Origin of the sequence: Pantoea dispersa, from assembly GCF_014155765.1 — a bacterium.
In the GTDB taxonomy this organism is placed as follows: Bacteria; Pseudomonadota; Gammaproteobacteria; order Enterobacterales; family Enterobacteriaceae; genus Pantoea; species Pantoea dispersa.
This window is the reverse complement of sequence record NZ_SCKT01000003.1, coordinates 1-20,823: the sequence shown is the minus strand read 5'-3', so window position 1 is coordinate 20,823 and position 20,823 is coordinate 1. Positions and strand designations below refer to the sequence as shown.

The window sequence follows — 20,823 nt, the reverse complement described above, 5'->3', positions numbered from 1 at the left end:
ACGAATCATGCGCATTATTATTTACACTAAGAGCCAGTGTGTCCAGTGTGACGCGACCAAAAATGCCATGGATCGCAGTGGCATCGACTACCAGCTGATTAACCTCGATACCCAACCGGAAGCCATCGATCAGCTCAAATCGCTTGGCTATCGCCAGGTGCCCGTGGTGATGACGCACAACGACCACTGGAGCGGCTTCCGTCCCGACAAAATCGCCGGCCTGCGCCAGCTCGCTGCCGTCGGGGGATAAAGCGATGTTTCCACTGGTCTATTTTTCCAGCCAGTCGGAAAACACGCACCGGTTTATCACCCGTCTCGGCCTGCCTGCGCGGCGTATTCCGCTCGACGCCACGCAGCGCCTGCACATTGACCAGCCCTACATTTTAGTGGTGCCGAGCTACGGCGGCGGCAGCGCGCGTGGCGCAGTGCCGAAACAGGTGATTCAGTTCCTTAATGATGACGCCAACCGGCGCGGTATTCGCGGTGTGATTGCTGCGGGTAATCGCAACTTTGGCGCGGGCTTCTGCCTGGCGGGCGACATCATTGCGCAGAAATGTCAGGTTCCCTATCTCTACCGCTTTGAGCTGATGGGAACCGCCGACGATATTGCCCATGTTAAAGCGGGAGTGACCCAATTTTGGCAACGACAGACACCCTGAACAGCACACAGCTGGACTACCACGCGCTCAACGCGATGCTGAACCTGTATGACGCCGAAGGCCGCATTCAGTTCAGCAAAGATCATGAAGCCACACGCCAGTTTTTCCTGCAGCACGTCCAGCCCAACAGCGTGCCATTCGACTCGCACGGCGAGCGTCTGCGCTATCTGGTGGCCGAAGGCTATTATGAAGCCGGGGTGCTGAACCAGTACGATTTCGCCTTCCTGTGCCAGCTGCACGAAGAGGCTGACGCCTGGGGCTTCCGTTTTCACACCTTCCTCGGTGCGTGGAAATTTTATACCAGCTACACGCTGAAAACCTTCGACGGCAAACGCTATCTGGAAACCTTTGAGCAGCGCGCCTGTATGGTGGCGCTGACGCTGGCGCGCGGTAATGAAACGCTGGCGCGGGAACTGCTGGCCGAGATGCTGAGCGGTCGCTTCCAGCCGGCTACGCCCACCTTCCTCAACTGCGGTAAACAGCAGCGCGGCGAGCTGGTCTCCTGTTTTCTGCTGCGCATTGAAGACAATATGGAGTCGATTGGCCGCGCGGTGAACTCGGCGCTGCAGCTGTCGAAGCGTGGTGGCGGCGTGGCGTTTCTGCTCTCCAACCTGCGTGAATCCGGCGCGCCGATTAAGCGCATTGAAAATCAGTCGTCCGGCGTAATTCCGGTGATGAAGATGCTGGAAGATGCGTTCTCCTACGCCAATCAGCTTGGTGCGCGTCAGGGCGCGGGCGCGGTGTGGCTGAATGCGCACCATCCGGATATCCTGCGCTTCCTCGATACCAAACGTGAAAACGCTGACGAGAAGATCCGTATCAAAACGCTGTCGCTCGGCGTGGTGATTCCGGATATCACCTTCCAGCTGGCCAAAGAGAACCGCGATATGGCGCTGTTTTCGCCTTACGATGTTGAGCGTATTTATGGCAAGGCGTTTGCTGATATCAGCATCAGCGAGTACTACGAGGCGATGCTGGCCGACGATCGCATCCGTAAAACCTTCATCAAGCCGCGCGACTTCTTCCAGACGCTGGCGGAAATTCAGTTTGAGTCCGGCTATCCCTACATCATGTATGAGGACAGCGTGAACCGCAGCAACCCGATTGCCGGTCGCATCAACATGAGTAACCTGTGTTCAGAGATCCTGCAGGTTAACAGCGCCAGCGAGTATCACGACGACCTGAGCTATCGCCGCGTCGGCAAAGATATCTCCTGTAACCTCGGCTCCCTGAATATCGCCCACGCCATGGATTCGCGTAATCTGGCGCAAACCGTGGAAGTGGCGGTGCGCGCGCTGACGGCGGTTTCCGAGATGAGTGACATCACCTCCGTGCCGTCGGTGGCGGAAGGCAATCGCCGTTCGCACGCTATCGGTCTCGGGCAGATGAACCTGCACGGCTATCTGGCGCGTGAAGGCATGGCTTACGGTTCGCCAGAGGCGCTGGATTTCACCAACCTCTATTTCTACTGCGTGACGTATCACGCCCTGCGCACCTCTAACCTGCTGGCGCAGGAGCGCGGCGCGAGCTTTGACGGCTTTGCGCAGTCGCAGTACGCCAGCGGCGCCTATTTCGACAAATATACCCAACACAGCTGGCAGCCGCGTACTGCCCGGGTGGCGCAGATTTTTGCCGATGCCGGCATCGCCCTGCCCGACCAGGCGGACTGGCAGGCGCTGCGTGCGTCGGTGATGCAGCACGGTTTGTATAACCAGAACCTGCAGGCGATTCCGCCGACCGGTTCCATCTCTTACATCAACCACGCCACGTCGAGCATCCACCCGATTGTGTCGCGCATTGAGATCCGTAAAGAGGGCAAAACCGGCCGCGTGTATTACCCGGCTCCGTTTATGACCAATGACAACCTTGAGCTGTATCAGGATGCCTACCAGATTGGTCCCGAAGCGATTATTGATACTTACGCCGAAGCCACCCGGCACGTCGATCAGGGCCTGTCGCTGACGCTGTTTTTCCGCGATGACGTCACGACGCGCGATATCAACAAAGCGCAGATCTACGCCTGGAAGAAAGGCATCAAAACCCTCTATTACATTCGACTGCGTCAGATGGCGCTACAAGGCACGGAGGTACAGGGCTGCGTTTCCTGTGCACTGTGATGATGACTATGCAACTTAAACAGATTCAGGCGATTAACTGGAACCGCATCCAGGACGAGAAAGATCTCGAAGTGTGGAACCGTCTTACCAGCAACTTCTGGCTGCCGGAGAAGGTGCCGCTGTCCAACGATCTGCCGGCATGGCAGTCGCTCGACCCGCAGCAGCAGCAGCTGACGATTCGGGTGTTTACCGGTCTGACGCTGCTCGACACCATTCAGAACGTCATTGGCGCACCGGGGCTGATGGAAGATGCGCTGACGCCGCATGAAGAGGCGGTGCTGTCGAACATCAGCTTTATGGAAGCGGTTCACGCGCGCTCTTACAGTTCGATCTTCTCCACGCTGTGTAACACCGCCGACGTGGATGCCGCCTACCGCTGGAGTGAGGAGAATGCCGCCCTGCAGAACAAGGCGAAAATCGTGCTGGATCACTACCGCGCCAGCGATCCGCTGAAGAAGAAAATCGCCAGCGTCTTTCTGGAGTCGTTCCTGTTTTACTCCGGCTTCTGGCTGCCGATGTACTGGTCAAGCCGCGGCAAGCTGACCAATACCGCCGATCTGATTCGGCTGATTATCCGCGATGAAGCGGTACACGGTTATTACATCGGCTATAAGTACCAGAAAGCGCTGGAAACCGTTGACGACGCGCGCCGCGCTGAGCTGCAGCAGTTCGCCATCGATTTACTGCTGGCGCTGTATGAAAACGAGGTGGTGTACACCGAAGCGCTGTATGCCGACGTGGGCTGGGCCGAAGAGGTGAAAACCTTCCTGCATTACAATGCCAACAAGGCGCTGATGAACCTGGGTTACGAAGCGCTATTCCCGGCTGAGCTGACGGCGGTGAATCCGGCGATTCTGTCGGCGCTGTCGCCCAACGCCGACGAAAACCACGATTTCTTTTCGGGTTCCGGTTCATCCTATGTGATGGGCAAAGCGGTTGAAACCGAAGACGAGGACTGGAATTTTTAGTCGCGTGCGGTGCACGGTAAGGGGTGCACATTGCACCGTAAGCGGTGCGCATCAATGCGCACCCTACGGTTGGGTTAATCATGCCCTACGGCAGTTATGTTGATGCATCTGTAGGGTCGGCATTGATGCCGACCGGAACGCGCCCCAGCGGTAATATTGATGCATCTGTGGGTCGGCATTGATGCCGATCAGGTTAATTTCATGCCGATTCCACTACGATCTGATCATTCATTTTCCTCTCCTGCATTCTCGCCATCCCCCCGAAATAACGTTAATTCCGCGCGTGATTATTTTACCTATTTAGCGCCATTCATCGCCGGAATATTTTGCCTGACTAAACGTGATTTATCCGCCTTCCGGCAATAATTCTGGCCGAAACCGGTTTAATTTCACAAAAAATTCAGAAAAAATTTATCCCGTCTCATCCCTTGCAGGCACTGGAATTAGCCACTGTCGCGCCATACGTGTCACGCCAGATATTTCCGTCAAGGGTTGTCAGATAATCTCACTATGCTACGGTATAGGCGCTTAAATTTACGCAGGGTACAACAAGAAATAGTCAGACATTTAACCAGGAATTTCATTACTGCATGGCAATTAAACTCGAAGTAAAGAATTTATATAAGGTATTTGGCGATCATACCGAAAAGGCATTTAAGCTGATTGAAAAAGGCGAGAGTAAAGAGAGTATTCTGGCGAAAACCGGCCTCTCACTCGGCGTCAAAAATGCCAGTCTGGCCATTGAAGAAGGCGAGATCTTTGTCATCATGGGACTGTCCGGCTCCGGCAAGTCCACTATGGTTCGCCTTCTCAATCGTCTGATCGAGCCGACACGCGGCCAGGTGATTATTGATGGCGTCGATATTGCCAAAATATCCGACGCAGAATTGCGTGATGTGCGCAGAAATAAAATCAGCATGGTATTCCAGTCATTCGCACTGATGCCGCACATGACGGTGCTAAATAATACCGCGTTCGGCATGGAATTAGCTGGCGTGGCGCTGCAGGAGCGGCAGGAAAAAGCGCTCGACGCGCTGCGTCAGGTCGGGCTGGAAAATTATGCTCACGCCTGGCCCGATGAACTCTCCGGCGGAATGCGTCAGCGTGTTGGATTAGCCCGCGCACTGGCGATTAATCCGGATATATTGCTAATGGACGAAGCCTTTTCCGCACTTGATCCATTAATTCGCACGGAAATGCAGGATGAACTGGTAAAACTGCAGGCGAAACATCAGCGCACCATCGTCTTTATTTCCCACGATCTGGATGAAGCGATGCGTATTGGCGACCGCATCGCCATCATGCAGGGCGGCGAAGTGGTGCAGGTCGGCACGCCGGATGAAATCCTCAATAATCCGGCCAACGATTATGTGCGCACCTTCTTCCGCGGCGTGGATATCAGTCACGTCTTCAGCGCCAAAGATATCGCCCGCCGCAGCGCCGGCGCGCTGATTCGTAAGGCCGCCGGTTTCGGTCCGCGTTCGGCGATCAAACTGCTGCAGGATGAAGACCGCGAATATGGCTACGTGCTGGAGAAACAGAAATTCATCGGCGTCGTCTCCACTGACTCGCTGAAAGCGGCACTCGCCGCCGGTGAAGGGCTGGATAACGCGCTGCTCGACGCACCGCTGGCGGTTCCTGCCGATACCTCGCTCAACGATTTGCTCTCTCACGTCGCGCAGGCACCCTGTGCGGTGCCGGTGATCGGCGAAGATCAGCAGTACGTCGGTATCATTTCCAAAAGCACGCTGTTACGCGCTTTAGATCGTGAAGGAGCCCAGCCATGAGTGCACAAAACGCCAATCCATGGGAAAGCGCCAGCCAGACCAGCGCACCACCCGCCACCAGCAACGCCGCCGCCGCCAGCAGCGATCCGTGGTCCGCGACAGGCAGCAGCACACCGGCTGACAGCAGCGCCAGCGCCGCCGATGCCTGGGGCAACGCCGCCGGCAGTACATCGGATGCCGTCAGCAGTGGTGGACACGATGCCGTCAGCAGCGCCGCCAGCAGCAGCGACTGGCTGAGCAGTGCACCGGCCGCGGCGCCGGAGCACTTCAGCCTGCTGGATCCGTTCCACACCACGCTGATTCCGCTGGATCGCTGGGTCACCGAAGGCATTGACTGGGTGGTAACCCACTTCCGCCCGCTGTTTCAGGGCATTCGCGTGCCGGTGGATTATATCCTCAGCGCCTTCCAGCAACTGCTGATGGGTCTGCCTGCACCAGTGGCGATCGTGGTGTTTGCGCTGATTGCCTGGCAGATTGCCAGCCCGGCGATGGGCCTCGCCACGCTAATATCGCTGGTGCTGATTGGCATGATCGGCGCCTGGTCCCAGGCGATGGTGACGCTGGCGCTGGTGCTCACCGCCCTGCTGTTCTGCGTACTGATTGGCCTGCCGCTTGGCATCTGGCTGGCGCGCAGTGAGCGCGCGGCGCGCATCGTGCGGCCCCTGCTGGATGCGATGCAAACCACGCCGGCGTTCGTCTATCTGGTGCCCATCGTCATGCTGTTTGGTATCGGCAACGTGCCGGGCGTGGTGGTGACGATTATTTTTGCCCTGCCGCCGGTGGTACGTCTCACCATACTCGGTATTAAGCAGGTGCCGGCTGACCTGATCGAAGCCAGTGAATCTTTCGGTGCCAGCCCGCGCCAGATGCTGTTCAAGGTCCAGCTGCCGCTGGCGATGCCGACCATCATGGCCGGTGTCAATCAGACGCTGATGCTGGCGCTGTCGATGGTGGTCATCGCCTCGATGATTGCCGTTGGCGGTCTGGGCCAGATGGTGCTGCGCGGTATTGGCCGTCTCGATATGGGGCTCGCCAGCGTGGGCGGCGTCGGTATCGTGATCCTCGCCATCATTCTCGACCGCCTGACACAGTCAGTAGGTCGCGACAGCCGCAGCCGTGGCAGCCGCCACTGGTACAGCAGCGGGCCGCTGGGTTTGTTGCTGCGTCCATTCAGTAAAAAAGCCTGATTTCTTTGGGCGGCCCGCTGCGGTCGCCCGTCTCCGACGTCACACGTAAAATAAGGAATGACTATGCGCAAGACAGCTCTATTCGCCGCCGTCCTGACCACGGTTGCCGCGACGCACGTGTCCGCCGCCGACCTTCCGGGCAAAGGCATTACCGTTAAACCGGCTCAGAGTACCATTTCCGAAGAGACCTTCCAGACGCTGCTGGTGAGCCGCGCGTTGGAAAAGCTCGGCTACACCGTTGAGAAGCCGAGTGAAGTGGATTACAACGTGGCTTACACCACCATTGCCGGCGGTGATGCCACGTTTATCGCCACCAACTGGCAACCGCTGCATGACGACATGTACAAAGCCGCCGGCGGTGATAATAAATTTTATCGCCAGGGCACCTACGTCAGCGGTGCCGCGCAGGGTTACCTGATCGACAAGAAAACCGCCGACCAGTACCACATCACCAACATCGAGCAGCTGAAAGAGCCGAAGCTGGCCAGACTGTTTGATACTAATGGCGATGGCAAAGCAGACCTGACCGGCTGTACGCCTGGCTGGGGCTGTGAGGCGGTGATTAACCATCAGATTGAGGCCTACAAACTGAGCGATACCGTGGTACACAACCAGGGTAACTACTCGGCGATGATTGCCGACACCATTACGCGCTTCAAACAGGGTAAACCGATTCTCTATTATACCTGGACGCCATACTGGGTCAGCGACGTGCTGAAGCCAGGCAAAGATGTGGTGTGGTTACAGGTACCGTTCTCCTCACTGCCAGGCGCGCAGAGCAAAGTGGATACCAGACTGGCCAACGGCGCCAACTATGGCTTCCCGGTGAACACCATGCATATCGTGGCCAACAAAGCCTGGGCGGAGAAGAATCCGGCGGCGGCAAAACTGTTTGCTGAAATGAAGCTGCCGATTGGCGACATCAATGCCGAGAACGCCGCGATGCATGCCGGTCACGCCTCAGAAGCGGACATCAACGGCCACGTTGACGGCTGGATCAAAGCTCATCAGGCGGAATTTGATAAATGGGTCAGCGACGCCATGGCGGCGGCGAAATAAGCCCACGCGGCACCTCGTCTCAGCCACGTGGTGCCGCCATTTTCCGCCCTCCCGCCCCGTCAGTAAGCGAAGCGTGCGCTATAGCGCACTGGTACGTCCTGTTAATTAACACAACATTGAAATAATTTTTTGGGTTACTATTACCCACATATGATTATTTACCCGCTTTTCCCACCAGCTATGTCTCCTTTCCGCCGCCCGCATCGGGTCTGTCGCGCCAGGATGAGTCTGCGTTATCGATGGCATTCACCCTGCCACGTGCCGGTTATACGGCAGACGACGAACGGAATTCATCACGCCGCTGATGCTGGCGCGTTACCCGGACTAACCGGTGCCTTGTCGATTAACCCATTGATTTACTCCAGCAAAGCTGGCCGGAAAAAGTGTTTAGAAAACGTAAAGATCAATGCAAAGTGGTGAGCGATACTGTTCATTAATGATTGGCTTTGTTATGGTTAGCCTCACAGTTATTCACCTAAGTTATTTTTACTCGCGAAATTATTCAATCCACTGAAGGTTTCGCTTAGCGAATTGATGACGATGGCGGCTTTGTCTGCAAAGCGGCTGGTCAGGGCGCAGAGCCCAGGGTTATGGACCGACCTGGAACGCCAGGTGCTGACAGTGTGACGGTGCAAACAATCACAGGCGGAAAATATGACTACGCTTAATCTGTCACCCTCATTATTATATTTGTTGCAACTAAGAGGTTTTTAATGGAAAGCTCGTTTACTCCCATTGAGCAGATGCTAAACATCCGTGCTAATCGCCACAAAGATTTTCCGCTGCAGGAGATCATCCTGACCCGTCTGTGCATGCACATGCAGGGTAAACTGCTGGATAATCGCAACAAAATGTTGAAGGCGCAGGGAATTAACGAAACTTTATTCATGGCGCTGATTACGCTGGACGCGCAGGAAAACCAGAGCATTCAGCCTTCTGAGCTGAGCTCGGCGCTGGGTTCTTCCCGCACCAACGCGACGCGCATCGCTGATGAACTGGAAAAGCGCGGCTGGATCGAGCGTCGTGAGAGCGACAACGATCGCCGTTGCCTGCACCTGCACCTGACGGAAAAAGGTAACGAATTCTTACGTCAGCTGCTGCCACCACAGCATCAGAGCCTGCAGTATCTGTGGTCCTCACTGACTGATACCGAGCAGGAGCAGCTGGAAGCCATCACGCGTAAGTTGCTTAACCGTCTCGATAAAATGGACGAAGATCAGGTTATCGCTTCCCTGTCGCGTTAATAGCAAGAACTGCGACACAATCACCCACCGAAATCGCTATTTTAATCCCCTTTTATCCGGCCAGCGTTGCAAACGCTGGCTTTTTCGACTCGGGCGACCGTGTTGATGGATCAACACATCCCGACTAAATGGCAAACGTGGAGAACGACATGAGTGCGACAGCGGAAGCTCAAAGCCCGCAACAGCCCGCGAACAAAAAGAAGAAGCGCAAAGGTGCGCTGATCCTGCTGGCTATCGTGTTTATCGTGATTGGTGTGGGTTATCTGGCTTACTGGTATCTGGTGCTGCGCCACTTCCAGGAAACCGATGACGCCTACGTGGCAGGCAACCAGGTGCAGGTGATGGCCCAGGTTTCCGGCAGCGTGAATAAAGTGTGGTTCGAGGATACGGATCGGGTGAAAAAAGGCGACATTCTGGTGTCGCTGGATAAAACCGATGCGCAGCAGGCATTCGAGAAAGCGCAGACCGCGCTGGCCACCAGCGTGCGCCAGACGCACCAGCTGATGATCAACGGCAAACAGTATCAGGCTACCATCAAGCTGCAACAGACCGCGCTGGATCAGGCCGAATCCGACCTGAAACGTCGCGAGCCGCTCGGTGCCGCCAATCTGATTGGTCGCGAAGAGCTGCAGCACGCGCGTGATGCCGTGGCCACGGCGAAAGCTCAGCTGGACGTGGCGATTCAGCAGTACAACGCGAACCAGGCAATGATCCTGAATACCGACCTCGAAAATCAGCCGGCGGTAAAACAGAGCGCTGCTGAGCTGCGCGATGCCTGGCTGGCGCTGCAGCGCACCGACATCCGCAGCCCGATGGACGGCTATGTCTCGCGTCGCAGCGTGCAGGTCGGTTCACAGATCTCCACCAGCACACCGCTGCTGGCGGTGGTGCCGGCCACCAACCTGTGGGTTGACGCCAACTTTAAAGAGACGCAGCTGGCAGGCGTGCGCATCGGTCAGCCCGCCACGGTCATCAGTGATATCTACGGCGATGATGTGGAGTATCACGGCAAAGTGGTTGGTCTGGATATGGGCACCGGTAGCGCCTTCTCGCTGCTGCCAGCGCAGAACGCCACCGGTAACTGGATCAAAGTGGTACAGCGCCTGCCGGTGCGTATCGAACTCGATCCGCAGCAAGTGGCGCAACATCCGCTGCGTATCGGCCTGTCCACGCTGGTGAAAGTAGATACCCAGAACAAAGATGGCGCCGCGCTGGCCAGCAATGTCCGCACCCAGGCCGCGTATGAAAGTAACGCGCTGGCAATCGACCTTGCGCCGGTTAACCAGCTGATCGCTGACATTGTCCGTGCCAACGCGCAATAACCTCGCGGGAGGCTGTTATGGCACAAAAGCCGCTTGAAGGTGCGCCGTTAGTTCTGATGACCATCGCCCTGTCGCTGGCGACGTTCATGCAGGTACTCGACTCCACCATCGCTAACGTGGCGATCCCAACCATCGCCGGTAACCTCGGGGCGTCCAACTCGCAGGGCACCTGGGTGATCACCTCGTTCGGGGTGGCGAATGCCATCTCGATCCCGATCACCGGCTGGCTGGCAAAGCGCGTTGGTGAAGTGAAGCTGTTCACCTGGTCGACCATTCTGTTCGCGCTGGCCTCATGGGCGTGCGGCATGTCCGAAAGCCTGGAGATGCTGATCTTCTTCCGCGTGATTCAGGGCGTGGTGGCCGGTCCGCTGATTCCGCTGTCGCAAAGTTTGCTACTGAACAACTACCCGCCGGCCAAGCGCAGCGTGGCGCTGTCGCTGTGGGCGATGACGGTGATCGTTGCGCCGATCTGCGGTCCGATTCTTGGCGGCTGGATCAGCGATAACTATCACTGGGGCTGGATCTTCTTCATCAACGTGCCAATTGGCGTGGTGGTGGTGATGCTGACGCTGCAAACCCTGCGCGGGCGCGAAACCAAAACTGAGATCCGCCCGATCGATATGGTCGGTCTGGTGCTGCTGGTGGTGGGGATTGGTTCTCTGCAGGTGATGCTTGACCGCGGTAAAGAACTCGACTGGTTTGGCTCAACCGAAATCATCGTGCTGACGGTGGTCGCGGTGGTGTCGCTAGCCGTGCTGCTGGTGTGGGAGCTGACCGACGATCACCCGATTGTCGATTTGTCGCTGTTTAAGAAGCGAAATTTCACCATCGGCTGTCTGTCGATCAGTCTGGCTTACATGCTGTACTTCGGCTCGATCGTCCTGCTGCCGCAACTGCTCCAGGAGGTATACGGCTATACCGCCACCTGGGCAGGGCTGGCATCGGCGCCGGTGGGGATCATTCCGGTGATTCTGTCGCCGATCATTGGTCGCTTCGCCCATAAGCTCGATATGCGGCGGCTGGTAACCTTTAGTTTTATCATGTACGCGGTGTGCTTCTACTGGCGTGCGTATACGTTTGAGCCGGGGATGGATTTCGGTGCCTCCGCGTGGCCGCAGTTTATCCAGGGGTTCGCGGTGGCCTGCTTCTTTATGCCACTGACCACCATTACGCTGTCCGGCTTGCCGCCAGAGCGTATGGCGGCGGCCTCCAGCCTGTCGAACTTTGTGCGTACGCTGGCGGGTTCAATCGGAACGTCGATCACCACCACCATGTGGACAGACCGCGAATCGATGCACCACAGCTACCTGTCGGAATCGGTTAATCCATTCAATCCGAATTCGCAGCAAATGTATGACCAGCTGCAAAGCATGGGCATGACGCAGCAGCAGGCGTCGGCTTATATCGCCCAACAAATTACTAATCAGGGCCTGATTATCTCGGCTAACGAGATCTTCTGGGCATCGGCGGGGGTGTTTTTGGTCCTGCTGGTTCTGGTGTGGTTTGCCCGTCCGCCGTTTGGCGCAGGCGGTGGCGGCGGTGGCGCGCACTGAGTGACAGAAACAAAAACGGGCCACAGCGGCCCGTTTTTTTATTTATGCGTTCTGACGCCACCACTCGGCGAGCAGGATACCGGTCGCGACCGAAACGTTGAGGCTTTCAACGTTGCCGGTACCGCCAATCGACAGGCTGATATCGCCCTGCTGGAATGCGCTGTCTGACAGACCTTCACGCTCCTGACCCAGCACCAGTACCATTTTGGCTGGCAGCGCCGCCTGCGCCAGTGGCGTACCGGCGTGGCTGGATGTGGTCACGATGGTGTAACCGGCTTTGCGGAATGCTTCCAGACCCGCAGCAAAGCTTTCGCCGCTGATCGCCTGGACGTGCTCTGCACCACCTTCGGCCGTGCGGACTGCGGCACCCGACTCCAGCAGCGAGGCATCATTGACCAGCAAACCTTTGACGCCAAAGTGCGCGCAGCTGCGCATGATACCCCCAAGGTTGTGCGGGTTGCTGACATCTTCCAGCGCCAGTACGCAGTCTTTGCTCTGCGCCTGCTGCAGCCATTCCGCCACCGGCATGCCCATGCGCTTCTTAATAATGAAGCACACGCCGCCGTGGTGTTCAGTCCCGGACGCTTTCGCCAGCTCGGCGTCGTCCACCACGTGATAGGCTTTGCGGTTTGCTGCCAGCCAGCGCAGGGTTTCGCGGAAGCGCGGCGTGACGCTTTGCACAAACCACGCACGGACGATGCTTTCGGGACGGCTCTGGAACAGCGCCTGGCAGGCGTTTTCGCCGTATACGCGCGTCTCTTCCTGACGCTGACGGCGAATCAGTTCCGGGTCGATAACAGGCTTGCTGCTGGCCGCTTCGTCACCCGCATCCGCTTCAGCGGCGACAGGCGGACGTGACACGGTGCGCCACGGTGAATCACTGAAGCCGCGATCGTCCCGATCGCTGCGACGACCGCGCGCGCTATCGTCACGCGGACCGCGCGAACGGCCAGCATCGTCACGTGGTCCACGCGAACGCCCGGCATCATCGCCACGGGCGGTGCGCGGACGACCGCTCTCTTCATTATTACGGGTGCTGCGAGGACCAGAGCGACGATTCTCTTCCTGGCGCGCAGCAGGACGGCCGCCTTTGCCGGTACGGGGATTTGGCTTCTGACCGCCCTCCTCATCACGTACGTACATCACTTTTACCTTGCCGCTTTTGCCTTTAAATTCGTCGTTCATCTGTTCCTCCAGCATTGAGAGCGCGAAGATTACCTGATGTATCGGCGCTTAGCTATCAACTATTGAACCTATTGCTTAATCCAGATTGAGCATAGCATTCAACCTTTTCATAATGTTCACCAATCCTAAGATTTACAGGTCCGGTTTGAGGTGACGATGAATACTGTATGTGCCTCCTGTCAGGCAACTAACCGCGTTCCCGAGGAACGTCTGGCCGACGGAGCCAAATGCGGTCGCTGCGGCGATGCGCTGTTTAGCGGTGAAGTGGTGAATGCCACGGCGGCCACGCTGGATAAATACCTGCAGGACGATCTGCCGGTCGTGGTCGACTTCTGGGCGCCATGGTGCGGCCCGTGCGTGAACTTCGCGCCGGTGTTTAAAGACGTCGCTGACGAGCGGCGCGGCAAAGTGCGCTTCGTGAAAGTGAACACTGAGGCGGAACCTGCGCTCAGCACGCGTTTTCGCATCCGCAGCATCCCAACCATTATGCTGTTCAAAAACGGTGAGATGGTGGACATGCTGAACGGTGCGATGCCGAAAGCGCCATTCAACGAATGGCTCGACGAATCACTCTGATCCCCCAGGGCCAGCCACGCGCTGGCCTTGTTTTTGCCCTTCTATTACACTGGCGTTTTTCCCTGTCCGCGATGCTATGTCTGAAAATGCCGTCCTGCGCCTGCGTGCGCAGCGTTTAGCGCGTGCCACGCGCCCGTTTCTCGCCCGAGGCAACCGCGTGCTGCGCTGTCAGCGCTGCCTGCTGCCGCATAAAAACTGTCTGTGCGCGACCCTGCAGCCGCAGCAGGCGCGCAGCCGGTTTTGCCTGGTGATGTTTGATACTGAACCAATGAAACCCAGTAATACCGGCCGGCTGATTGCCGACATTCTGCCGGAAACCCAGGCCTTTGGCTGGTCGCGCACCGAGCCCGACGCCGCGCTGCTGGCGGCGGTGCAGACGGCCGATTATCAGCCGATGGTGGTGTTTCCCGGTGCCTACGCCGATGCCGATCGCCAGGTGCTGACCACGCCACCCACCGGCGGTAAGCCCCCGCTGTTTATCATGCTCGACGGCACCTGGACCGAAGCGCGCAAAATGTTCCGCAAAAGTCCGTGGCTGGATAGCTTTCCGGTGATGTCACTGAATGTGGCGACACCGTCGCGCTACACGCTGCGCGAAGCCCACGCGCCGGGCCAGCACTGCACCGCCGAGGTGGCCGCCGCGCTGCTGGAACAGGCAGGTGATGTCCCGGCGGCTCAGGCGTTGCAGCAACACTTTGAACGCTTCCGTCAGGCCTATCTGGCTGGCAAACCCCACCATCCGATACACGCGCAAACAGACAATTTCTGAAGCTGGCTCGCAGCCTGACATCGACAAATCGGCAACCGGCGTAAAAGCGTTTACAATCATGCCAATCCCGAGAGCAGGAGCGAATGATGAGCCAACGTGGACTGGAAGCGCTGTTACGACCGAAATCAATTGCGGTGCTGGGTGCGTCGATAAAACCGGGCCGCGCTGGCTATCTGATGATGCGCAACCTGCTGGCGGGCGGCTTTGGCGGTCCGGTGTTGCCGGTCACGCCCAAATACAAAGCGGTCAGTGGCGTTCTGGCCTGGCCGGACGTGGCCAGCCTGCCCTTCGCCCCCGACCTGGCGATTATCTGCACCCACGCCAGACGCAACCTGGAACTGTTACAGCAGCTGGGAGAAAAAGGCTGTAAAGCCTGTATTATTCTCTCCGCGCCGGCCAGCCAGCTGGAGGCGCTGAAAGCCTGTGCCAGCCAGTGGCAGATGCGCCTGCTGGGCCCCAACAGTCTGGGCCTGTTAGCCCCCTGGCAGGGGCTGAATGCCAGCTTCTCACCGGTACCGATTGCGAAAGGACGCATCGCCTTTATTTCGCAATCGGCGGCGGTGTCCAACACCATTCTCGACTGGGCGCAACAGCGCAACCTGGGCTTTTCGTGGTTTATCGCCTTAGGCGACAGCCTGGATATTGATGTCGACGACCTGCTGGATTTTCTTGCACGCGATGGCAAAACCAGCGCCATTTTGCTCTACCTGGAACACCTGAGCGACGCCCGGCGCTTCGTTTCTGCCTCGCGTAGCGCAGCACGTAATAAACCGATTCTGGTGATCAAAAGCGGTCGCAGCCATCAGGCACAGGCGATGATCGGCACCGCCAGCGGACTGGATGCTGCCTGGGATGCCGCCATTCAGCGCGCCGGTCTGCTGCGCGTGCAGGACACGCATGAGCTGTTTTCCGCCGTGGAGTCGCTCAGCCACATGCGCCCGCTGCGCGGTGAGCGCCTGATGATTATCAGCAACGGCGCCGCCCCGGCAGCGCTGGCGCTGGATGAACTCTATGCGCGTAACGGCAAGCTGGCGACGCTGGATGAGCCCACGCTGCAGGCGCTGGCGGCCCTGCTGCCGGAGGGCATCGGGCGCGGTAATCCGCTGGATTTGAAAGATCATGCGACGCCCGCGCTGTACGTGGCCTGCGTAACACAGCTGCTCGACAGCCATGAACTGGATGCGCTGATGATCATCCATTCACCCAGCGCCGTCTCTCCGGCCAGTGAAACCGCTGCGCAGATTATTGCGGCGGTGGCCGCGCATCCGCGGGGTAAGCAGGTGACGCTGCTGACCAACTGGTGCGGCGAACACTCTTCGCAGGAAGCCCGCCGCGCATTCACCCAGGCCGGCATTCCGACCTGGCGCACGCCAGAAGGCACGGTGACGGCATTTATGCATCAGGTTGAGTATCGGCGTAACCAGAAACAGCTACGCGAAACGCCAGCGCTGCCGCTGGGCCTGACGCAAAACAGCGCCGAGGCACATCAGCTGCTGCAACAGGCACTGGATAGCGGCATTACCACGCTGGATACGCACGAGGTGCAGCCCATACTGCAGGCTTACGGGCTGGCAACGCTGCCAACGTGGATCGCCAGCGACAGCCAGTCTGCCGCTAAGATTGCCGACCAGATTGGTTATCCGGTGGCGCTCAAGCTGCGCTCGCCGGATATTGCACATAAGTCGGATGTACAGGGCGTAATGCTCTATCTGCGCAGCGCGGCAGAAGTTGAACAGGCGGCAGACGCCATCTTCGATCGCGTGCGTGAAACGCATCCGCAGGCGCGCATTGACGGCCTGCTGGTGCAAAGTATGGCGAACCGCGCCGGTGCGCAGGAGCTGCGGGTGGTGGTTGAGCATGACCCGCTGTTTGGCCCGATCATCATGCTGGGCGAAGGCGGTGTGGAGTGGCAACCGGACAAGCAGGCCGCCGTAGCGTTGCCGCCGTTGAATATGACGCTGGCGCGCTATCTGGTGATTCAGGCACTGAAGAGCGGCAAAGTGCGCAGCCGCAGTGCACTGCGCCCGCTGGACATCACCGGTCTCAGTCAGCTGCTGGTGCAGGTATCAAACCTGGTGGTCGACTGTCCGGAGATTCAGCGGCTGGATATTCATCCGCTGCTGGCATCCGCCAATACCTTTACCCTGCTGGACGTGACGCTGCAGCTGGCTCCGTTTCATGGCGACAGTGAGGCGCGGCTGGCGATTCGTCCCTATCCGCACCATCTGGAAGAGCAGGTACAGCTTAAAGATGGCCAGCGCTGCCTGTTTAGACCAATTCTGCCGGAGGATGAACCGCAGCTACGCGCCTTCATCGCCCAGGTCACCAAAGAAGACCTTTACTATCGCTACTTCAGTGAGATCAATGAGTTTACCCACGACGATTTGGCGAACATGACGCAGATCGATTACGACCGGGAGATGGCGATTGTCGCAGTACGCCAGCATAACGGTGCCGATGAGATCATCGGCGTGACGCGCGCCATCTCCGATGCTGACAATATCGACGCAGAATTTTCGGTATTGGTGCGTTCCGACCTGAAGGGTCTGGGCATGGGCCGGCGGCTGCTGGAAAAGATGATCCGCTATACGCGCGATCACGGCCTGCAACAATTGAACGGTATCACCATGCCGCACAATACCGGCATGATTACCCTGGCGCGAAAACTCAATTTTCGTGTGAATATTCAACTGGATGATGGCATTGTCAGCCTGAATTTACCGCTGGCTGACACCGGTGACCTGGCTGTAGAGAAAGGTAAAAATCCTCCTTAACCGGCCGGTTGATGTTATTATTTACCGTTAGGATCATGATTTGATGGCAAAAGGCCATACAATGAACAGAGAAGAAGTGCACTGTGATGTTGTCTAAATTCAAACGCAATAAACACCAACAACACCTCGCACAGCTGCCTAAACTGTCACAGTCCGTGTCGGATGTGACCACGCTTTACTCGCCCGCCGAGTTTCGTGAAACCCTGCTGACGAAAATCGCCACGGCAGAAAAACGCATCTGCATCGCCGCGCTGTATCTGGAAAATGATGACGGCGGACGCAGCATCATGCAGGCGCTGTATGCAGCGCGTCAGGCGCGCCCGGAACTGGATGTCAGCATTCTGGTGGACTGGCATCGTGCGCAGCGCGGCCGTATCGGTGCCGCGCGCGGCCTGACGAACGCCGACTGGTATTGCGAAATGGCGGCGCAGCATCCCGATATCGCGATTCCGGTGTATGGCATTCCGGTGAACACCCGCGAAGCGCTCGGTGTGCTGCATCTGAAAGGCTTTATCATTGACGATACGCTGCTCTACAGCGGTGCCAGCCTGAACGATGTTTATCTGCATCAGCATGACAAATACCGTTATGACCGTTATCAGCTGATCCGTAATCCGCAGCTGGCGGACACCATGTTTCAGTGGATTGGTGAGAATCTCAAACATTCTGAGGCCGTTAACCGTCTCGACCAGGCCGAACGTCCCTCCAGCCCGGAAATCAAGAATGAAACCCGCCAGTTTCGTCAGGAGCTGCGCAGCTTCAACTATCAGTTTACCGGTGATGCCGGCAACGAATCACTGGCCGTCACGCCGCTGGTCGGGCTGGGTAAACGTAGCCTGCTGAACAAAACCATCTTCCATTTAATGCCCTGCGCCGAGCGTAAGCTCACGCTGTGCACGCCGTACTTTAACCTGCCGGCCATTCTGGTGCGCAATCTGATCCAGCTGCTGCGTCAGGGCAAAGAGGTCGAGATCATCGTCGGCGATAAAACCGCCAACGATTTCTACATTCCGCCACACGAGCCGTTCAAGATTATCGGTGCGCTGCCCTATCTGTATGAAATCAACCTGCGTCGCTTCCTCAGCCGGTTGCAGTATTACGTTAATAACGGCCAGCTGACGGTACGTTTGTGGAAAGATGGCGACAACAGCTATCACCTGAAAGGCATCTGGGTTGATGACGAGTGGATGATGATCACTGGTAATAACCTCAATCCGCGCGCCTGGCGACTCGATCTGGAAAATGCGGTGCTGATTCACGATCCGCTCAACCAGCTGGCAGAGCAGCGCGATAAGGAACTGGCGCTGATCCGTCAGCACACCACGGTGGTGAAACATTTCCGCGAGCTGGAAAGCATCTCTGATTACCCTGCAAAGGTGCGTAAGCTGATTCGCCGTCTGCGTCGCATCCGTATCGATCGCCTTATTAGCCGTTTGCTGTAGCCGATGCGTGCGCTCATCCTCTGTGCGGTATTACTGTGTAGCGGATGTGCGCATGTGGCGCAGGACAGCTGGACCGGCCAGGATAAAACACAACACTTTTTCTCCTCTGCCGCTCTGGCTGCCGCGGGCAGTGAGATCTCTCAGCATCAACATCAGGGCCGCGGGCAAAATCTGCGCTTCGGCCTGCTCTTTTCGCTAAGCTTCGGCGTGGCCAAAGAAGCCTGGGACAGCCGCCCTGCCGGGAGCGGCTGGAGCTGGAAAGATCTTAGCTGGGATGTCGCCGGTGCGGCCAGCGGCATTGCCTTATGGAACCTGAGCCAGTAATCACAGCGCAATCCCCTTGCCTTTGCGGTGCAGCATCAGCGATACCAGAAATGCCAGCGCGCCCATTGCCGAGACATACCAGAAGAAGGTGGTTTCGATGCCGTGCTTCTTCAGTAATAGCGCCACGTACTCGGCCGAACCGCCAAAGATAGCATTAGCTACCGCATAGGAAAGCCCCACGCCAAGCGCCCGCACTTCCGGCGGGAACATCTCCGCTTTAAGGATGCCGCTGATGGCGGTGTAGAAACTGGTAATAATCAGCGCCAGCATCACCAGCACGAACGCCAGCCCGCTACTTTGCACATTCTGCAGTAACATCAAAATCGGCACGGTACAGATAGCCGCGCCAGCGCCAAAGATCATCATTGATGCCCGCCGGCCAATCTTATCTGACAGCGCGCCCACAATTGGCTGAATCAGCATGAATACCAGCAGCGCGCCGGTCATCAACGCACTGGCGCTGCGCGCATCCATACCCGCCGTGTTCACCAGATATTTCTGCATGTAGGTTGTGAAGGTATAGAAGCTCAGCGATCCGCCAGCGGTAAAGCCAAGCACCATCAGGAAGGCGCGCGAATGGTTACGCAGCAGGCCAAGGATGCTGCCGGCATCGCGATGTTCCCGGTGCTTTTTCTCGGAGGTTTCATTCAGTGAGCGACGCAACCACAGAGCGACCACTGCCAGAACCGCGCCAAGAAAGAACGGGATACGCCAGCCCCAGCTGCGCAGCGCTTCATCACTGAGGATTTGTTGCAGTACCACGACTGTCAGCACGGCTAACAGCTGACCGCCAATCAGGGTGACGTACTGGAACGACGCGTAGAAGCCTTTGCGCCCTTCCAGTGCCACCTCACTCATGTAGGTAGCGCTGGTACCATATTCACCGCCCACCGATAAGCCCTGAAACATGCGTGCCAGTAGCAAAATCACCGGCGCCGCAATGCCGATTTCGCCGTAGCCGGGTAAACAGGCAATGACCAGCGAACCAAAACACATCATGCATACCGAGATCAGCATCGAACTTTTTCGGCCGTGACGGTCCGCGATGTAGCCGAATAGCCAGCCACCGATAGGACGCATTAAGAAGCCCGCCGCAAACACGCCGGCCGTTTGCAGCAGCTGGGTAGTGGTGTCGCCGGCCGGGAAAAATACATGGGCAAAATAGAGCGAAAAGAACGAGTAGACGTAGAAATCAAACCATTCGACCAGATTGCCGGACGACGCGCCGACAATGGCCCAGATGCGTTGTTTACTGACGGCTGCCGCTTCCGGCTGGGCCGATTTTTGTTGTAAGTCTGTCATCTTTTACCTCATTTCCTTGCGAAGAACATCGCTAAAGCAATGAGTAAAGCAGCTGTAGGCCGTACGGGGGAATCAGAGCCCGTTCAGGATGACAAAATGTGACAGAGCTGGAGTTTTAGGGAGAGATTTTGCAGGGGGTGAAGTGGATTTAGCGATCGCCAGACGTAAAAAAGCCCCGGACTCTCGTTCGGGGCTTTTTTACTTATTTGATGCCTGGCAGTTCCCTACTCTCGCATGGGGAGGCCCCACACTACCATCGGCGCTACGGCGTTTCACTTCTGAGTGCGGCATGGGGTCAGGTGGGACCACCGCGCTGTTGCCGCCAGGCAAATTCTGTTTTCGTCCGCGTCTTTCGCGCTCTGACTGCGTTGCCCCGCTCGCGCCGCTCAGTCACATACTTCTGTATGCTCCTTCCCGTCGTCTCGCGTGCCGCCTTGTCACAGCACAAAATCCACTGGACGTAATCCGGTGAACAAAGCTGAAAATTCTTCTGTCTCTCAGACCAAAACGCCTCTGGCGTTGTAAGGTTAAGCCTCACGGGTCATTAGTACCGGT

At 57.5% G+C, this 20,823-nt stretch carries 17 protein-coding genes and 1 rRNA gene; 15 read left to right on the top strand and 3 right to left on the bottom strand.

Translation table 11 applies throughout. The features are described 5' to 3' along the window. Nucleotides 1-7 precede the first annotated feature (7 nt). The 10 genes from nrdH to emrB all read left to right on the top strand — a co-directional run bounded on the left by nrdH (nt 8) and on the right by emrB (nt 11,896). Complete coding sequence (gene nrdH / locus H7K56_RS10165) at nt 8-250, top strand: glutaredoxin-like protein NrdH (RefSeq protein WP_058758244.1); 243 nt, start codon at nt 8-10, stop codon at nt 248-250. 4 nt (nt 251-254) lie between these two features. Then, entirely contained in the window at nt 255-659 is a 405-nt protein-coding gene (gene nrdI, locus H7K56_RS10160) for a class Ib ribonucleoside-diphosphate reductase assembly flavoprotein NrdI (RefSeq protein ID WP_021506472.1), read from the top strand. Next, on the top strand, nt 638-2,776 hold the full coding sequence (nrdE, locus tag H7K56_RS10155) for a class 1b ribonucleoside-diphosphate reductase subunit alpha (RefSeq protein WP_104188771.1): 2,139 nt from the start codon (nt 638-640) through the stop codon (nt 2,774-2,776). The genes nrdI and nrdE overlap by 22 nt, the downstream gene beginning before the upstream one ends. An 8-nt stretch (nt 2,777-2,784) precedes the next feature. Continuing rightward, nucleotides 2,785-3,744 (top strand): class 1b ribonucleoside-diphosphate reductase subunit beta, encoded by a 960-nt coding sequence (nrdF, locus tag H7K56_RS10150; RefSeq protein ID WP_031279347.1) that lies wholly within the window; start codon nt 2,785-2,787, stop codon nt 3,742-3,744. Nucleotides 3,745-4,334: 590 nt separating this feature from the next. Continuing rightward, nucleotides 4,335-5,531, top strand: coding sequence for a glycine betaine/L-proline ABC transporter ATP-binding protein ProV (gene proV, locus H7K56_RS10145; RefSeq protein ID WP_150360892.1), 1,197 nt, complete (start codon nt 4,335-4,337; stop codon nt 5,529-5,531). Continuing rightward, the gene (gene proW / locus H7K56_RS10140) at nt 5,528-6,718 is read left to right on the top strand and encodes a glycine betaine/L-proline ABC transporter permease ProW (protein ID WP_182689005.1); all 1,191 of its coding nucleotides are present in this window, start codon (nt 5,528-5,530) and stop codon (nt 6,716-6,718) included. The genes proV and proW overlap by 4 nt, the downstream gene beginning before the upstream one ends. A 63-nt stretch (nt 6,719-6,781) precedes the next feature. Continuing rightward, nucleotides 6,782-7,777 carry a glycine betaine/L-proline ABC transporter substrate-binding protein ProX gene (gene proX / locus H7K56_RS10135; protein ID WP_058758240.1) on the top strand — a complete coding sequence of 332 codons (996 nt, stop codon included), beginning with the start codon at nt 6,782-6,784 and terminating at the stop codon, nt 7,775-7,777. A gap of 713 nt (nt 7,778-8,490) precedes the next feature. After that, the gene (mprA, locus tag H7K56_RS10130) at nt 8,491-9,021 is read left to right on the top strand and encodes a transcriptional repressor MprA (protein ID WP_021506466.1); all 531 of its coding nucleotides are present in this window, start codon (nt 8,491-8,493) and stop codon (nt 9,019-9,021) included. A gap of 149 nt (nt 9,022-9,170) precedes the next feature. Then, nucleotides 9,171-10,343, top strand: a complete 1,173-nt coding sequence (gene emrA, locus H7K56_RS10125; RefSeq protein ID WP_058770894.1) for a multidrug efflux MFS transporter periplasmic adaptor subunit EmrA — start codon at nt 9,171-9,173, stop codon at nt 10,341-10,343. A 17-nt stretch (nt 10,344-10,360) separates the two neighbouring features. Beyond that, a complete protein-coding gene (gene emrB / locus H7K56_RS10120; protein WP_021506464.1) occupies nt 10,361-11,896 on the top strand; it encodes a multidrug efflux MFS transporter permease subunit EmrB in 1,536 nt (511 codons plus the stop codon). Between the two features lie 42 nt (nt 11,897-11,938). Here emrB and H7K56_RS10115 read toward each other — a convergent pair whose 3' ends face one another. Beyond that, nucleotides 11,939-13,081 carry a tRNA/rRNA methyltransferase gene (locus H7K56_RS10115; protein WP_021506463.1) on the bottom strand — a complete coding sequence of 381 codons (1,143 nt, stop codon included), beginning with the start codon at nt 13,079-13,081 and terminating at the stop codon, nt 11,939-11,941. Nucleotides 13,082-13,237: 156 nt separating this feature from the next. Here H7K56_RS10115 and trxC point away from each other — a divergent pair, with 156 nt between their 5' ends. The 5 genes from trxC (at nt 13,238) to H7K56_RS10090 (ending at nt 18,966) form a co-directional block, all read left to right on the top strand. Then, complete coding sequence (gene trxC, locus H7K56_RS10110) at nt 13,238-13,657, top strand: thioredoxin TrxC (protein WP_021313847.1); 420 nt, start codon at nt 13,238-13,240, stop codon at nt 13,655-13,657. A gap of 76 nt (nt 13,658-13,733) precedes the next feature. Further along, nucleotides 13,734-14,426 carry a tRNA-uridine aminocarboxypropyltransferase gene (locus H7K56_RS10105; RefSeq protein WP_058758237.1) on the top strand — a complete coding sequence of 231 codons (693 nt, stop codon included), beginning with the start codon at nt 13,734-13,736 and terminating at the stop codon, nt 14,424-14,426. 86 nt (nt 14,427-14,512) lie between these two features. Continuing rightward, nucleotides 14,513-17,200, top strand: coding sequence for a bifunctional acetate--CoA ligase family protein/GNAT family N-acetyltransferase (locus tag H7K56_RS10100; RefSeq protein WP_127834791.1), 2,688 nt, complete (start codon nt 14,513-14,515; stop codon nt 17,198-17,200). Nucleotides 17,201-17,283: 83 nt separating this feature from the next. After that, complete coding sequence (pssA, locus tag H7K56_RS10095; RefSeq protein ID WP_176428114.1) at nt 17,284-18,642, top strand: CDP-diacylglycerol--serine O-phosphatidyltransferase; 1,359 nt, start codon at nt 17,284-17,286, stop codon at nt 18,640-18,642. 3 nt (nt 18,643-18,645) lie between these two features. Continuing rightward, a complete protein-coding gene (locus H7K56_RS10090) occupies nt 18,646-18,966 on the top strand; it encodes a YfiM family lipoprotein (RefSeq protein ID WP_150361890.1) in 321 nt (106 codons plus the stop codon). On the opposite strand, the gene H7K56_RS10085 is transcribed toward H7K56_RS10090, so the two are convergent. Together H7K56_RS10085 and rrf are read right to left on the bottom strand one after the other, a co-directional pair. After that, nucleotides 18,967-20,268 (bottom strand): MFS family transporter, encoded by a 1,302-nt coding sequence (locus tag H7K56_RS10085; protein ID WP_021506458.1) that lies wholly within the window; start codon nt 20,266-20,268, stop codon nt 18,967-18,969. 211 nt (nt 20,269-20,479) lie between these two features. After that, nucleotides 20,480-20,595, bottom strand: a 5S ribosomal RNA gene (gene rrf, locus H7K56_RS10080). Between the last annotated feature and the right edge of the window lie 228 nt (nt 20,596-20,823).

Coding starts and splice junctions, on each gene's coding strand:
- mprA (WP_021506466.1), top strand. CDS start 8,491: ATGGAAAGCTCGTTTACTCCCATTGAGCAGATGCTAAACATCCGTGCT.
- trxC (WP_021313847.1), top strand. CDS start 13,238: ATGAATACTGTATGTGCCTCCTGTCAGGCAACTAACCGCGTTCCCGAG.
- nrdI (WP_021506472.1), top strand. CDS start 255: ATGTTTCCACTGGTCTATTTTTCCAGCCAGTCGGAAAACACGCACCGG.
- H7K56_RS10090 (WP_150361890.1), top strand. CDS start 18,646: ATGCGTGCGCTCATCCTCTGTGCGGTATTACTGTGTAGCGGATGTGCG.
- emrA (WP_058770894.1), top strand. CDS start 9,171: ATGAGTGCGACAGCGGAAGCTCAAAGCCCGCAACAGCCCGCGAACAAA.
- proX (WP_058758240.1), top strand. CDS start 6,782: ATGCGCAAGACAGCTCTATTCGCCGCCGTCCTGACCACGGTTGCCGCG.
- H7K56_RS10115 (WP_021506463.1), bottom strand. CDS start 13,081: ATGAACGACGAATTTAAAGGCAAAAGCGGCAAGGTAAAAGTGATGTAC.
- emrB (WP_021506464.1), top strand. CDS start 10,361: ATGGCACAAAAGCCGCTTGAAGGTGCGCCGTTAGTTCTGATGACCATC.
- H7K56_RS10105 (WP_058758237.1), top strand. CDS start 13,734: ATGTCTGAAAATGCCGTCCTGCGCCTGCGTGCGCAGCGTTTAGCGCGT.
- nrdF (WP_031279347.1), top strand. CDS start 2,785: ATGCAACTTAAACAGATTCAGGCGATTAACTGGAACCGCATCCAGGAC.
- nrdH (WP_058758244.1), top strand. CDS start 8: ATGCGCATTATTATTTACACTAAGAGCCAGTGTGTCCAGTGTGACGCG.
- H7K56_RS10085 (WP_021506458.1), bottom strand. CDS start 20,268: ATGACAGACTTACAACAAAAATCGGCCCAGCCGGAAGCGGCAGCCGTC.
- proV (WP_150360892.1), top strand. CDS start 4,335: ATGGCAATTAAACTCGAAGTAAAGAATTTATATAAGGTATTTGGCGAT.
- proW (WP_182689005.1), top strand. CDS start 5,528: ATGAGTGCACAAAACGCCAATCCATGGGAAAGCGCCAGCCAGACCAGC.
- H7K56_RS10100 (WP_127834791.1), top strand. CDS start 14,513: ATGAGCCAACGTGGACTGGAAGCGCTGTTACGACCGAAATCAATTGCG.